The 12363-nt window shown below is 63.2% G+C and carries 12 protein-coding genes; 1 reads left to right on the top strand and 11 read right to left on the bottom strand.

Annotation, left to right across the window (positions count from 1 at the left end; all coding sequences use genetic code 11):
* Positions 1 to 165: 165 nt before the first annotated feature.
* The 7 genes from ACLRDN_RS17300 to ACLRDN_RS17330 form a co-directional block, all read right to left on the bottom strand.
* Entirely contained in the window at positions 166 to 1365 is a 1200-nt protein-coding gene (locus ACLRDN_RS17300; RefSeq protein ID WP_413457293.1) for a tryptophan--tRNA ligase, read from the bottom strand.
* A gap of 61 nt (positions 1366 to 1426) precedes the next feature.
* Entirely contained in the window at positions 1427 to 2086 is a 660-nt protein-coding gene (locus ACLRDN_RS17305) for a site-2 protease family protein (protein ID WP_413457294.1), read from the bottom strand.
* 89 nt (positions 2087 to 2175) lie between these two features.
* Complete coding sequence (locus ACLRDN_RS17310) at positions 2176 to 2811, bottom strand: L-threonylcarbamoyladenylate synthase (protein WP_413457295.1); 636 nt, start codon at positions 2809 to 2811, stop codon at positions 2176 to 2178.
* Between the two features lie 86 nt (positions 2812 to 2897).
* Positions 2898 to 3773, bottom strand: a complete 876-nt coding sequence (gene htpX, locus ACLRDN_RS17315) for a protease HtpX (RefSeq protein ID WP_121044989.1) — start codon at positions 3771 to 3773, stop codon at positions 2898 to 2900.
* A 64-nt stretch (positions 3774 to 3837) separates the two neighbouring features.
* Positions 3838 to 4680 carry a 3',5'-nucleoside bisphosphate phosphatase gene (locus ACLRDN_RS17320; protein WP_413457296.1) on the bottom strand — a complete coding sequence of 281 codons (843 nt, stop codon included), beginning with the start codon at positions 4678 to 4680 and terminating at the stop codon, positions 3838 to 3840.
* Positions 4681 to 4816: 136 nt separating this feature from the next.
* Positions 4817 to 5719 (bottom strand): alpha/beta fold hydrolase, encoded by a 903-nt coding sequence (locus tag ACLRDN_RS17325; protein WP_413457297.1) that lies wholly within the window; start codon positions 5717 to 5719, stop codon positions 4817 to 4819.
* A gap of 102 nt (positions 5720 to 5821) precedes the next feature.
* Positions 5822 to 6838 (bottom strand): patatin-like phospholipase family protein, encoded by a 1017-nt coding sequence (locus tag ACLRDN_RS17330; RefSeq protein ID WP_413457298.1) that lies wholly within the window; start codon positions 6836 to 6838, stop codon positions 5822 to 5824.
* 251 nt (positions 6839 to 7089) lie between these two features.
* On the opposite strand from ACLRDN_RS17330, the gene ACLRDN_RS17335 reads away from it, so the two are divergent.
* On the top strand, positions 7090 to 7686 hold the full coding sequence (locus tag ACLRDN_RS17335; protein ID WP_413457299.1) for a TIGR00730 family Rossman fold protein: 597 nt from the start codon (positions 7090 to 7092) through the stop codon (positions 7684 to 7686).
* A 126-nt stretch (positions 7687 to 7812) separates the two neighbouring features.
* Here ACLRDN_RS17335 and ACLRDN_RS17340 read toward each other — a convergent pair whose 3' ends face one another.
* The 4 genes from ACLRDN_RS17340 to ACLRDN_RS17355 all read right to left on the bottom strand — a co-directional run bounded on the left by ACLRDN_RS17340 (position 7813) and on the right by ACLRDN_RS17355 (position 12358).
* Complete coding sequence (locus ACLRDN_RS17340; protein ID WP_121044997.1) at positions 7813 to 9054, bottom strand: cystathionine gamma-synthase family protein; 1242 nt, start codon at positions 9052 to 9054, stop codon at positions 7813 to 7815.
* A gap of 168 nt (positions 9055 to 9222) precedes the next feature.
* Positions 9223 to 10743, bottom strand: a complete 1521-nt coding sequence (gene purF / locus ACLRDN_RS17345; protein ID WP_413457300.1) for an amidophosphoribosyltransferase — start codon at positions 10741 to 10743, stop codon at positions 9223 to 9225.
* Between the two features lie 96 nt (positions 10744 to 10839).
* Complete coding sequence (locus ACLRDN_RS17350; RefSeq protein WP_134222962.1) at positions 10840 to 11340, bottom strand: CvpA family protein; 501 nt, start codon at positions 11338 to 11340, stop codon at positions 10840 to 10842.
* A 34-nt stretch (positions 11341 to 11374) separates the two neighbouring features.
* Positions 11375 to 12358: an SPOR domain-containing protein gene (locus ACLRDN_RS17355; RefSeq protein WP_413457301.1), complete on the bottom strand. Its 984-nt coding sequence runs from the start codon at positions 12356 to 12358 to the stop codon at positions 11375 to 11377.
* Positions 12359 to 12363 lie beyond the last annotated feature (5 nt).

Genomic DNA, 12363 nt, shown 5'->3' on the forward strand with positions numbered 1-12363 from the left:
GCGTATGTAAGGTGGTGGTCAGAATAAAGGCCTGATTGTAGCGGATAGACGCCTCATCAGGTCAATTTGCGGCTGCTACAGATGAAAGCGGACGTAAAAAAACCGGAGAACCCGCCCCTGCGGGCCCGCCAAAGGCCTCCAACCCGCTTGCCGCTGGTCAATAACTCAATAACCCAGCCCCATGGCTTCGCGCACGTCGCGCATGGTGTCCTGGGCCAGCTTGCGTGCCTTGTCACAGCCATCGGCGACGATGGCACGCACCAGCGAGGGATCGTCCAGGTAGGGCTGGGCGCGTTCCAGCATCGGCTGCTGCTCTTGCAGGATGGCATCGATCACCGGCTGCTTGCACTCCAGGCAACCGATCCCGGCCGAACGGCAGCCCTTGGCCGCCCATTCTTTCACTTCCGACGGGGAATAGACCTGGTGGAATTGCCAGACCGGACATTTGTCCGGATCGCCCGGATCGCTACGGCGCACGCGCTGCGGGTCGGTCGGCATGGTCTTGACCTTCTTGGTGACCGAAGCGGCCTCTTCACGCAGGGCGATGGCGTTGCCGTAGCTCTTGGACATCTTGGCCCCATCCAGGCCCGGCAGGCGTGAAGCTTCGGTGAGCATGGCCTGCGGCTCGGTGAGGATCAATTTGCGGCTGCCTTCGAGGTAGCCGAACAAACGTTCACGATCGATCATCGACAGGTTCTGGGCATCGTCCAGCATGGCCTTGGCCTGTTCCAAGGCTTCATCGTCGCCCTTTTCCTGGAATTGCGTGCGCAGTTCCAGGTACAGCTTGGCACGCTTGCTGCCCAGCTTCTTGGTGGCGGCCAGGGCCTTTTCCTCGAAGCCTTTTTCCCTGCCGTACAGGTGGTTAAAGCGGCGCGCGATCTCGCGCATGATCTCGATGTGCGGCACCTGGTCCTCACCCACCGGCACCTGGCTGGCGCGGTAAATCAGGACGTCTGCCGCCTGCAGCAGCGGGTATCCCAAAAAGCCGTAGGTGGCCAGGTCGCGGTCGGCCAGCTTTTCCTGCTGGTCCTTGTAGGTCGGCACGCGTTCCAGCCAGCCCAGCGGGGTGGCCATGGACAGCAGCAGGTGCAGCTCGGCATGCTCGGGCACGCGCGACTGGATGAACAGCGTGGACTGGGAGGGATCGACCCCGGCGGCGAGCCAGTCGATCACCATTTCCCAGGTGCTGGTCTCGATCACGGAGGGATCGTCGTAATGCGTAGTCAGTGCATGCCAGTCGGCCACGAAGAACAGGCAGGGCAGCTCGGATTGCAGCTTGACCCAGTTCTTCAGGGCACCGTGATAGTGGCCCAGGTGCAGCGCGCCCGTGGGGCGCATGCCGGAGACGACGCGGTCAGGATACATGGCGTTTGGCGTAGGTTGGGGGTTGGCGGTTCGACATGAACGGGATCAGCTTGGTGAACATTCAGAACAGCAGGGAAATGGGAAAGGTAATGAGCTGCAGCAGCTTGCTGGCGGCATACATCACCGGCGCCATCCACCAGGTGTAGATCACCTTGAGCAGCACCAGCGCCATGACGATGAAGAAGCCGTAGGGCTCGATCTGGGCAAACTTATAGGCGTATTTGTTCGGCAACAGGCTGGTGAGGATGCGGCCACCATCCAGGGGCGGGATCGGGAACAGGTTGAAGGCGAACATCACCAGATTGGTCAGCACCCCGGCCTTGGCCATGAGCATGAAGAATTCTTCTTGCACCCCGCCCAGCACCAGGGCATAGATGACCAGCGTCCACAGCAGCGCCATGAAGAAATTGGCTGCCGGACCGGCCAGCGAGACCCAGGCCATGTCTCGCTTGGGCTTGCGCAGGTGGCCGAAGTTGATCGGCACCGGCTTGGCATAGCCGAACAGGAAGGCGCCGCTGGTGGCGAAGTACAGCAGGATGGGGATGAGGATGGTGCCGAAGGGATCGATGTGCTTGATCGGATTGAGGCTCATGCGCCCCATCGAATAAGCAGTCGTATCCCCGAAAAACTTGGCCGCATAGGCATGGGCCGCCTCGTGCAGGGTGATGGCGAAGAGCACGGGCAGCGCGTAAACCGCGACAGTCTGGATGAGTTCATTCATGGGCGGGGATTTTAGCAGAGGGACAACGAACTGCCCCGGTTTCGCTCAGGGCAGGTCCGGCAAGCCGGGGGATAGGATAAATACTTCGCTTATGCAGCCTGCAAACCGAAGATGCTGGCATCTCCCCTGCCCTGGCGCACCAGTACCGGCTCATTGTCATCGGTGAGATCAATCACGGTGGTCGGCTCCAGGCTGCAGGCACCGCTGTCGATGACCAGGTCGATCTGCTTTTCCAGATGGCTGCGGATGTCTTCGGCGCTGGTCAGCGGCAGCTCTTCGTCCGGCAGGATCAGGGTGGTACCCAGCAGTGGCTGGCCCAGTTCTTCCAGCAGCATGTGGGCGATGCGGTTCTCCGGCACGCGCAGGCCGATGGTCTTGCGCGAGGGGTGCGAGAGGCGGCGCGGCACTTCCTTGGTGGCTTCCAGGATGAAGGTATAGGCACCGGGCGTAGCGGCCTTCAGCAGGCGGTACTGGCGGTTGTCCACCTTGGCGTACAGGGCGATCTCGGAGAGGTCGCGGCACAGCAGGGTCAGGTGGTGCTTGTCGTCCACGCCACGGATGCGGCGCACGCGTTCCACGGCATCCTTGTTGTCCAGCTGGCAGACCAGCGCGTAGCAGGAGTCGGTGGGCAAAGCCACCAGGCCGCCCTTGTGGATGATCTGCGCAGCTTGCTTGATCAGGCGCAGTTGCGGGTTGTCGGGGTGAATCTCGAAAAACTGGCTCATGATGCGGTTTCCGTTTCCAATCCAAATCCAAATCGTAAAAAGCACAACGGCGGTGTCGCCACCGCCGTTGTCGCTGCCCGCCGGGCTTAGCGCTGGCCGCGCAGGGCGGCGATGCGCTGTTCCAGCGGCGGGTGTGTCGAGAACAGCGCCATGATGCCGGGCTTGTCGCTGATGCCCAGGGCCGCCATGTTCTGCGGCAGGCCTTCCGGCGAAAAACCGCCCAGGCGCGCCAGGGCATTGATCATCGGCTGAGGCGTGCCCAGCAAGCGCGCCGCACCGGCATCGGCCCGGAATTCACGATGGCGCGAGAACCAGGCCACGATGATCGAGGCACCGATACCGAAGACGATCTGGCACACCATCACCGTCACCATGTAGCCGATGCCGGGGCCGGAAGACTCGTTGTTGCGGCGCAGGGCCGAATCCACGAAATAGCCGACCACCCGCGACAGGAACACCACGAAGGTGTTCACCACGCCCTGGATCAGGGTCATGGTGACCATGTCGCCGTTGGCGATGTGAGCGACCTCGTGGCCCAGCACGGCTTCCACTTCGTCCTGCGTCATGCCCTGCAGCAGGCCGGTGGAGACTGCCACCAGGGCCGAATCCCGGAAGGCACCGGTGGCAAAGGCATTGGGTTCGCCGTCATAGACCGCCACTTCCGGCATGCCAATGCCGGCGCGCTGGGCCAGCTTGCCCACGGTCTGCAGCAGCCAGGCTTCGGTACCGTTCATGGGCGTTTCGATCACGCGCGCGCCGGTGGACCACTTGGCCATGCTCTTGCTCATCAGCAAGGAGATGATCGATCCGGTGAAGCCGACCACCAGCGAGAACACCATCAGCATCGGCAGGTTCAGGCCGGAACGAGTGAGGAAGCGGTCCACGCCCAGGAGGGAGAGGATCACGCTCATCACCACCAGCACGGCGATGTTGGTGGCGATAAACAGCAGGATGCGTTTCATCGGGGAAAACTCCTATCGGAAAAGTGGATATTAGATAGGAATCGCCCTGCTGAATTCAAGGGCTTTACAGTCCCCAGTCATGCCAGACCGGCTTGACGCCGGTGGGCAGCGGCGGCAATCCGCCCAGGTCCATGCGCGATTCGCCCGGACCGTGGAAGTCCGAGCCCATCGAGGCCAAAAAGCCGTAGCTGCGCGCTACCTGAGCGTATTGCTGGTACTGCTCCGGCGTATGGCTGCCGGTATTGACTTCGATGGCCTCTCCGCCCAGTTGCTTGAACTCGTCGAACAGCGCGCCAAACTGGGTCTGGGTGTACTTGTAGCGGCCCGGGTGGGCGATCACTGCCACCCCGCCGGCGCCGCGGATCCAGCGCACCGACTCTTCCAGCGTGGCCCAGCGGTGCGGCACGTAGCCGGGCTTGCCTTCGGTGAGGTAGTTGGCGAAGACTTCCTTGGTATCGCAGCAGGTACCGCATTCGACCAGGTAGCGCGCGAAGTGCGTGCGCGAGATCAGGTCGGGATTGCCCACGTGCTTCAACGCGCCTTCATACGCGCCGCAGATGCCGTGACGATCCAGCGCCTCGGCGATCTCGCGGGCGCGGCGTTCGCGGCCGTTGCGGGTGGCAGCCAGGCCGTCGACCAGGGCCTGGTTGGTCTCGTCGATACGCAAGCCCACGATATGCACCGTATGCCCGGCCCAGGTGACCGAAATTTCCACGCCGGCCACATGTTCCATGCCCAGCGCGCGCGCGGCTGCACGGGCACGCGCCACACCGCCCACTTCGTCGTGGTCGGTCAGCGCCCACACGCCCACGCCATTGGCCTTGGCGCGCGCGGCCACCTCTTCCGGCGGCAGCAGGCCGTCGGAGACATTGGAATGGCAATGCAGATCGAACTTGAGTTCAGACATAGGAAGTCGCAATGGCCTCTGCGACCGCGCCGGTCGCTTGTGGCTGCCGTCGGTCAGGGAGGTCCGGGTGATTGGAATGCTTCCATTTTACGCGCTTGGTGCCGACCCCGCACTGCACCGCACGATACGGCCAGCCTCAGGCCGGCTGCTGCAGGAAAGCCTCGATCAGTTGTGCCAGCAGCTCGGGCTGGTCGTGATGCAGCATGTGGCCGGCGTCGGCGATCATCTCCACCTGCGTCTTGGGGATACAGGCGATACGGCGGTCGATTTCTTCACGTTTCAACGAGGCAGGACCGAAGAAACGCCAGATATCGCTGTCTATCGCCTCGATCCACAGCACCGGGGCGGTAATGCGGCTCCAGCAGGCCATCATTTCATCGACCCGGTACAGGATGGGGCTGACCTGCTTGTGGGCCGGATCCCCCAGGATCTGCCACAGGCCGCTCTCATCCTGCTGCGCCCAATGCTGGGCCAGGAAGCCGGCGCGCTCGTCCGAGAGGCGCGCATTGTTTTTCTGCAGCCGCGCCGCGACCTCTTCGAGCGTCTCATAGCCGCGCAGCACGGGACGATTCTTCATCTCGTCCAGCCATTGCGTGAAGCGTCCCGGTGCCTGTTCCGGCTTGGCCGTGGGCAGGCCGATGCCTTCCAGGTTCACCAGCCGCTGGATGCGCTGGGGGCGCACGCCCGCATACAGGCTCACCACATTGCCGCCCATGCTGTGGCCGAGCAGGTTGATGGCTTCCTCACCGGCGTAGTGGTCGAGGATGGCATCGAGGTCGGCCAGGTAATCGGGGAACCAGTAGGACTGCGCCGGGGCCCGCTCGGTCAGGCCGAAACCGCGCCAGTCGGGGGCGATCACGTGCCACTCGCCTTGCAGCGCATCGACCATGAACTGGAACGAGGCCGACATATCCATCCAGCCGTGCATCATGAAGATCTTGGGGGCCTGCGGGTCGCCCCAGTGACGCACGTGGTAGCGCAGGCCGCGCACGTCGAGGAATTCGGAACGGGAGATTTTCTGGGCGATGGTTTGGCGCATGGCTGGTCTTTTTATCTGTACTGCGGGGCGGGACGAAGGATCAAGCCGCAAAGTATAGACAAAAGTGAACGATCGTGCGTCCGCCCTGCCCCGCCAGCCGCCTCAGGGCAGGAAACGCCCGAGGTCGAAGGTGGACGTATGACCGATCTGGGCGAAGTTCTGCTCCAGCCATTCCGAGGCGCGCTCGCGGCCCTGCTGGAACAGGCTGCCGATGAAACTGGCCTGGGTATTGAGCTTGGAGAGATTGGTCAGTTGCTCCATGAGCTCATTGGCATCGATCATGTGGATGTTGAGCTGGCGCAGCCGCCGCTCCAACGAGCCAAAGGCCAGGGTCGAATTCTCGGCCTCGCGCTTGGCCAGGGCCAGTCCGCTCAGTTCGGTGAAGAAGGCCGAGCTGAAGCTGATTTCCGAGAGCCGCTGGCCGATGTCGTGGCTGGAGGTAGGCGTGCCGGCACGGCGGCTGGGGTGCAGCAGCACCACCATCACGTCGCGCGCGGCACAGGAATGCAGCAGCGGGAAAATCGGCGGATTGGCGGTCAGGCCGCCATCCCAATAGGCTTCGCCGTCGATCTCGATGGGCCGGTGCAGCGAAGGCAGGCAGGCCGAGGCCAGCAGCACTTCCACCGACAGATCGGGATTGCGGAAGATCTTCAGCGTGCCGGTGCTGACCTGGGTAGCCGCAATGAACAATTTCAGTTCACGCTGGCTGCGCAGGCGCTCGAAATCAACCTGCGCCACGAGGATATCGCGCAGGGGATTGATATCCAGGGGATTCAATTGCGTGGGCGAGAAAAAGCGCGTCATCGCCAGCAGCGCCTGCATGCCGGGAATGGGCGTGGGGTTGGCAATGACGGGCGCACCGTCGGCCGTGACATGATCCAGCGGCACGCCATTGGAGAGCGCCGTCCAGAAGCGCTCCAGCGCCGCCCGGGCACCGTCGCGGCCGTCCTGCACGTAGCCCTGGGCCATCACCGCCGCATTCATGGCCCCGGCCGAGGCGCCGCTGATGCCTTCCAGGTCCAGCCGGCCATCCTCCAGCAAACGATCCAGCACGCCCCAAGTGAAGGCGCCATGCGAGCCCCCGCCTTGCAGGGCCAGACTGACGGTCTTGTTCGACATGATGTCCTTTATCTTCACGTGCCGCGTGACAGGCCCGCCCGATGAGGCCAGGCACAGGGGCAGTGCCGCGCTGTCACGCCGGCGTCACCACTTCAGCTTATGCTGCACTGCACTATCATGGTATAACAGGAAGACGGCCGGAGATAGTGGCAGCTTGGAGAGACATTTTGGTTCCAGGAGGAAACATGAGGCTATCCAGCTCAGCCATTGTAACCATGTACTGACGTAACGACGGACACAGCAGAGGACACATGAAATCGATTTGCGTATATTGCGGTTCTTCCCCCGGCGCATCCCCGGCCTATGCCGAGGCGGCGCGCAAGCTGGCCCAGGAGATGGTGAAGAACAACATCGCCCTGGTCTATGGCGGCGGCAATGTGGGCCTGATGGGCATCATCGCCAGTGAAGTCATGAAGCTGGGCGGCGAAGCCACCGGCGTCATCCCCAAAGCCTTGCTGGACAAGGAACTGGGCCACGACGGCCTGACCCGCCTGCACATCGTCAAGGACATGCACGAACGCAAGGCCATGATGGCCGAGCTCTCCGATGGCTTCGTGGCCATGCCGGGCGGCATGGGTACCCTGGAAGAACTGTTCGAGGTGCTGACCTGGGCGCAGCTGGGCTTCCACTACAAGCCGATCTGCCTGTACAACGTGGAGGGTTTCTACAACAACCTGATCGCCTTCGTCGACCACCTGGTCTCGCAGCGCTTCGTCAGCAGCGACCAGTCCGGGCTGATGATGCATGAGGCCGATCCGGTCAAGCTGATCGAGCGCTTCCAGACCTTCAAGCCGACCTACAAGACCAAGTGGGCCGACCGTGAAGCGGTGGCCAATCTGGTGCCCTGATACCGGTTTTTTACACGAACGTTCATCTGGTGGCAGCAACGACAACGCCCGTCCCTCTTGCGAGGCGACGGGCGTGTCGTTTCATTCACTTCGGCCTGGAACCGCCGTCACGGCGGGCTTGTAGCCTCAGGCCTCCAGCGCCTGGCGGAAATCGGCCACCAGGTCATCGGTATCTTCCAGACCCACGGACACACGAATGAGCGACTCGGCGATGCCCATGCTGGCGCGGCGCTCGGCGCCCATCTCGTAGAAGATGGTGTGCGCCACCGGGATCACCAGGGTGCGGGTATCGCCCAGGTTGCTGGCCGCCACGGCCAGGTTCAGGCGGTTGAGATAGTCGAAGCAGTCGATGCTGTCCTTGAGCTCGAAGGACATCAGGCTGCCGAAGGAGCGGAACAGCTGCTTGCACAGGGCGTGCTGGGGATGCGACTCCAGCCCCGGATAGTGGACTGCCGCCACGCGCGGATCAGCTTCCAGCATCTGGGCCAGCGCCAGCGCATTCTTGCATTCCCGTTCCTGGCGCAGGGCCATGGTCTCGGCACCGACGGCGATGTGGTGCGCCGCTTCCGGGCCGAGCGTGGCGCCGAAGTCGCGCAGCGCCTTGGCGCGGATCTGTGCCATGCCCCATTGCGGGGCCGGGTTCTTCTTGTAGCTGTCGGCGATGTGCGGGTAGCGCGTCCAGTCGTATTCACCGGTATCGGTCAGGGCCCCGCCCAGGGCATTGCCGTGGCCGCCGATGGACTTGGTCAGCGAATTGACCACCAGGCCGGCTCCGACCGTCTTGGGACGGAACAGGTAAGGCGAGGTCATGGTGTTGTCCACCACGTAGAGGATGCCGCGCTCGCGGCACAGCTCGCCGATGCGCTTCAAGTCCGCCACCTGGGTGCGCGGGTTGGCGATGGTTTCCACGAAGACCAGGCGGGTCTGCGGCGTGATGGCCGCTTCCACGTTCTTCACATCGGTGGCGTCGACCATGGAGACCTTGGCCCCCTGCGCGCCCACCGTCATCCACAGGCTATTGGTATTGCCGAACAGGAAAGCCGACGACACCACATGATCGCCCTCGCGCAACAGGCCCTGGACGATGGCGCCGATGGCCGCCATGCCGGTGGCGAAGCAGATGGTGGACTTGCCGTCTTCCATCTTGGTGATCTTGTCTTCCAGCGCCGACACGGTCGGGTTGCCCTGGCGGCCATAGCGATAGCCAGGCTGCTTGCCCTGGAACACTTCGGCCAGCTGGCGTGCATCTTCATAGCCGAAGGTGACGGAGGTGTGGATGGGCTTGTGCAGCGAGCCGTGTTCGATGCCCTTCTGGCGGTCGCTGTGGAGGATGGTGGTGGTGAAGCCGTAGGTCTTTTTATCGTTCATCGCGTAGTCGGAAAGGCAGAAGAAATGAGCAAGGCCGGCGCACGGCCAAAGGCAAAATGATAAGCCAGATTCCCGTCGGCTGGTTTGCATGGCTCATCAACGCAAAACGCCGGTGCCGCCTAAGCGGCCACCGGCGTCCTGGTCCAGCCCGGAGTCAGGCGGCGGGGATCAGTCCACGCGCGCCAGGTTCAGGTTCAACTGGGAACGCACCACATCTTCCAGCGCCGGCTTGGGATTCTTGCGGGCGTGTTCGATGCGGTCCAGGTATTCCTGGGTGATGTCGCCGGTGATGTAGTGACCGTCGAAGCAGGAGGCCTCGAATTGCTTCAGGGCCGGGTTGGCGTCGGAGATGGCGCGCTTCAGGGCTTCCACATCCTGGTACACCAGGGCGTCGGCGGTAATCTCGCGGCAAACTTCTTCGTCGCTGCGGCCGAAGGCGATCAGTTCGTCACGGGTCGGCATGTCGATGCCGTACACGTTGGGGAACTTCACCGGCGGCGCGGCCGACGCGAAGATCACGTTCTTGGCGCCCGACTCGCGGGCCATCTGCACGATTTCACGGCTGGTGGTGCCGCGCACGATGGAGTCATCCACCAGCAGCACGTTCTTGCCCTTGAATTCGCTGCCGATGGCGTTGAGCTTCTGGCGCACCGACTTCTTGCGCAGCGCCTGGCCCGGCATGATGAAGGTACGGCCGATGTAGCGGTTCTTGATGAAGCCTTCGCGGTACTCGATGCCCAGCTTCAACGCCAGTTCCATGGCCGCCGGACGCGAGGAATCGGGAATCGGCATGACCACGTCGATCTCGCCATGCTTGAACTGGCTGCGGATCTTGTCGGCCAGGAATTCGCCCATCTTGAGGCGGGTAGCATAGACCGACGCGCCATCGATGATGGAGTCCGGACGGGCCAGGTAGACGTATTCGAAGGCGCAGGGGTTCAGCGTCGGGTTCTCGGCGCATTGCTGGTTGTACAGCTTGCCGTCGTTGTCGATGAAGATCGCTTCACCCGGGTTGACGTCGCGCAGGAAGCGGAAGCCCATGCCTTCCAGGGCCACCGATTCGCTGGCCATCATGTATTCGATGCCCTTGTCGCTTTCGTTGAAGCCCAGGCACATCGGACGGATGCCGTACGGATCGCGGAAACCGAGCAAACCGTAACCGGCGATCTGCGCCACCACGGCGTAGGAGCCGCGCACGCGCTTGTGCACCATGGCCACGGCCTTGAAGAGCGCCGCCGGGTCCAGCGAGTAGCCGGTGGTGGCTTGCTGGATCTCGTGGGCCAGCACGTTCAACAGCACTTCGGTATCGGAATCGGTGTTGATGTGGCGGCGATCGTTCTTGAACATCTCGATCTTCAACTGTTCCGCATTGGTCAGGTTGCCGTTGTGCGCCAGGATGATGCCGAAGGGGGCATTGACGTAGAAGGGCTGCGCTTCTTCTTCCGAGGACGAGCTGCCTGCGGTCGGATAACGCACCTGGCCGATGCCGGTGTTGCCGGGCAGCGAGCGCATGTTGCGGGTACGGAAGACGTCGCGCACCAGGCCATTGGCCTTGTGCATCGAGAAACCGTTGCTGTGGTTGGTTGCGATCCCCGCCGCATCCTGGCCGCGGTGCTGCAGCAGCAGCAGCGCGTCATACAGCATCTGGTTGACGGGACTATGAGAGACGATACCGACGATGCCACACATGGTGGACTCCTAACGAAAAACGAAAACGAAAATGAACCACGACTGCCACGCCACTCCCGCGATCCGGTGGTCCCCGCCACGGGGCCGCCCATCCGCTCACACCGGAGTGGAAAAACTCACATGCTCGGCCAGCTTGCCCGGCAGGTAGGGCAGCACCGCTTCGGCGGCCTGCTCGACCCAGGGACTGAAGCGCGCCTGCTTCCAGAAATCCTGTTGCGGAATGGCCGTGGTACCGCACAGCAAGGCCACCGCCACCACCAGCAATACCCCGCGCGCCACGCCAAAAATGCTGCCCAGCGTGCGATCGAGGAAACCCAGGCCGGTCGCCTTGACCAGCTCGCCCAGCGTCTTGGCCACCAGCGCCATCAACAGGCGCGTGCCGATGAAGAGGGCAATGAAGGCCACGATCAAGCGCGTCAGTTCACCCGGCACCACATCCGGCAGCATCGTCGACAACGCCTCGCCATAGGTATTGGCCACCACCAGCGCGACAATCCAGCCGGCCAGGGACAACACCTCGCGCACCAGTCCGCGCAGGGTGCCGATGATCACCGAACAGGCCAGGATCAGCAGCACCAGGTAGTCAAATATCGTCACGATGACAACAATATGCGGCTATCTGTAGCCAAATTCAAGCAGGAACAATCGTGGCATTCAGGCCCAGCTTCTTGATTCGGCCGCCCATGCGTTCGGCTTCCTCGCGGCTGGCGAAGGGGCCCACGCGAATGCGCGTGCGCTCTCCTGCCTCGGTTGCGATCTTTTGCGTGTACGAATGGATGCCGGCAGCGCTGAGCTTGTTGCGCAATTCATTGACCTTGTCCTGGGTGGCCAGCGCAGCCACCTGGATGACGAACTTGCCGCCAGCGGCGGCCGGTTTCTTTTCCGCCGGGGCCGGGGCCGCAACGGCACTGGCCGGCTTGCCTTCCAGAATGGCCAGCGCACGCGCCGCATCGTCGTCGGCAGTGTGCGCAGGGGCCTTGGGCTTGGCAACTTCCTTCTTCGGCTCTTCCTTGTGCTCCGCCGCGGCCGGCTTCTTTTCCTCAAGCTTGGGCGCCGGTTTTTCAACCGGCTTTTCCACCGGCTTTTCAGTCGGCTTCTCTACCACCCTGGGCGCCACCGCGGCCACCGGCGGCGTCACCGGCTGGGCCGGGGCAGCCGGTGCGGCTGCAGCGGCGGGCTCAGGGGCGATGCTGGACGGCTCGACGATCTCTTCCTTCTGGTCCAGCGAGGCTTGCTTGGCGTCGCGGCCACCCGGCTGGGCCACGCCGGAAGCCGGCTGGTCCTTGGACGGGATCTGGATGGCGATATCGTCGTTGAGCGGCTTGGGCTCGGAATCGAGGATCATCGGCAACACGATCACCACCGCCAGTGCCAGCGCGACGGCGCCGATCAGGCGGCGACGGGCGCGTTTCTTTTCCGGCAACAGCGGATCGGCGGCGGCATCCTTGCCGGCCTTGCTGCGGCTGCTGCGTCCGGCACCAGCGGCGCCACTGGCCGCACTGCGGCTGCTACGGCTGCGGATGACGGAAGATTGCTCCTCGGAACGTGAACGGAAGGACCCTTGGTCAGCAGAAGAATCCTGCTTGTTTTTACGGAAAAACGAGAACAAGCCCATGCGGA

This window comes from Herbaspirillum huttiense (assembly GCF_047300815.1).
GTDB classification, from domain to species: Bacteria; Pseudomonadota; Gammaproteobacteria; order Burkholderiales; family Burkholderiaceae_D; genus Herbaspirillum; species Herbaspirillum huttiense_A.

Bases quoted from the DNA above. Each gene is read 5' to 3' on its own strand.
- ACLRDN_RS17300 (WP_413457293.1), bottom strand. From the start codon at position 1,365: ATGTATCCTGACCGCGTCGTCTCCGGCATGCGCCCCACGGGCGCGCTG.
- ACLRDN_RS17305 (WP_413457294.1), bottom strand. From the start codon at position 2,086: ATGAATGAACTCATCCAGACTGTCGCGGTTTACGCGCTGCCCGTGCTC.
- ACLRDN_RS17310 (WP_413457295.1), bottom strand. From the start codon at position 2,811: ATGAGCCAGTTTTTCGAGATTCACCCCGACAACCCGCAACTGCGCCTG.
- htpX (WP_121044989.1), bottom strand. From the start codon at position 3,773: ATGAAACGCATCCTGCTGTTTATCGCCACCAACATCGCCGTGCTGGTG.
- ACLRDN_RS17320 (WP_413457296.1), bottom strand. From the start codon at position 4,680: ATGTCTGAACTCAAGTTCGATCTGCATTGCCATTCCAATGTCTCCGAC.
- ACLRDN_RS17325 (WP_413457297.1), bottom strand. From the start codon at position 5,719: ATGCGCCAAACCATCGCCCAGAAAATCTCCCGTTCCGAATTCCTCGAC.
- ACLRDN_RS17330 (WP_413457298.1), bottom strand. From the start codon at position 6,838: ATGTCGAACAAGACCGTCAGTCTGGCCCTGCAAGGCGGGGGCTCGCAT.
- ACLRDN_RS17335 (WP_413457299.1), top strand. From the start codon at position 7,090: ATGAAATCGATTTGCGTATATTGCGGTTCTTCCCCCGGCGCATCCCCG.
- ACLRDN_RS17340 (WP_121044997.1), bottom strand. From the start codon at position 9,054: ATGAACGATAAAAAGACCTACGGCTTCACCACCACCATCCTCCACAGC.
- purF (WP_413457300.1), bottom strand. From the start codon at position 10,743: ATGTGTGGCATCGTCGGTATCGTCTCTCATAGTCCCGTCAACCAGATG.
- ACLRDN_RS17355 (WP_413457301.1), bottom strand. From the start codon at position 12,358: ATGGGCTTGTTCTCGTTTTTCCGTAAAAACAAGCAGGATTCTTCTGCT.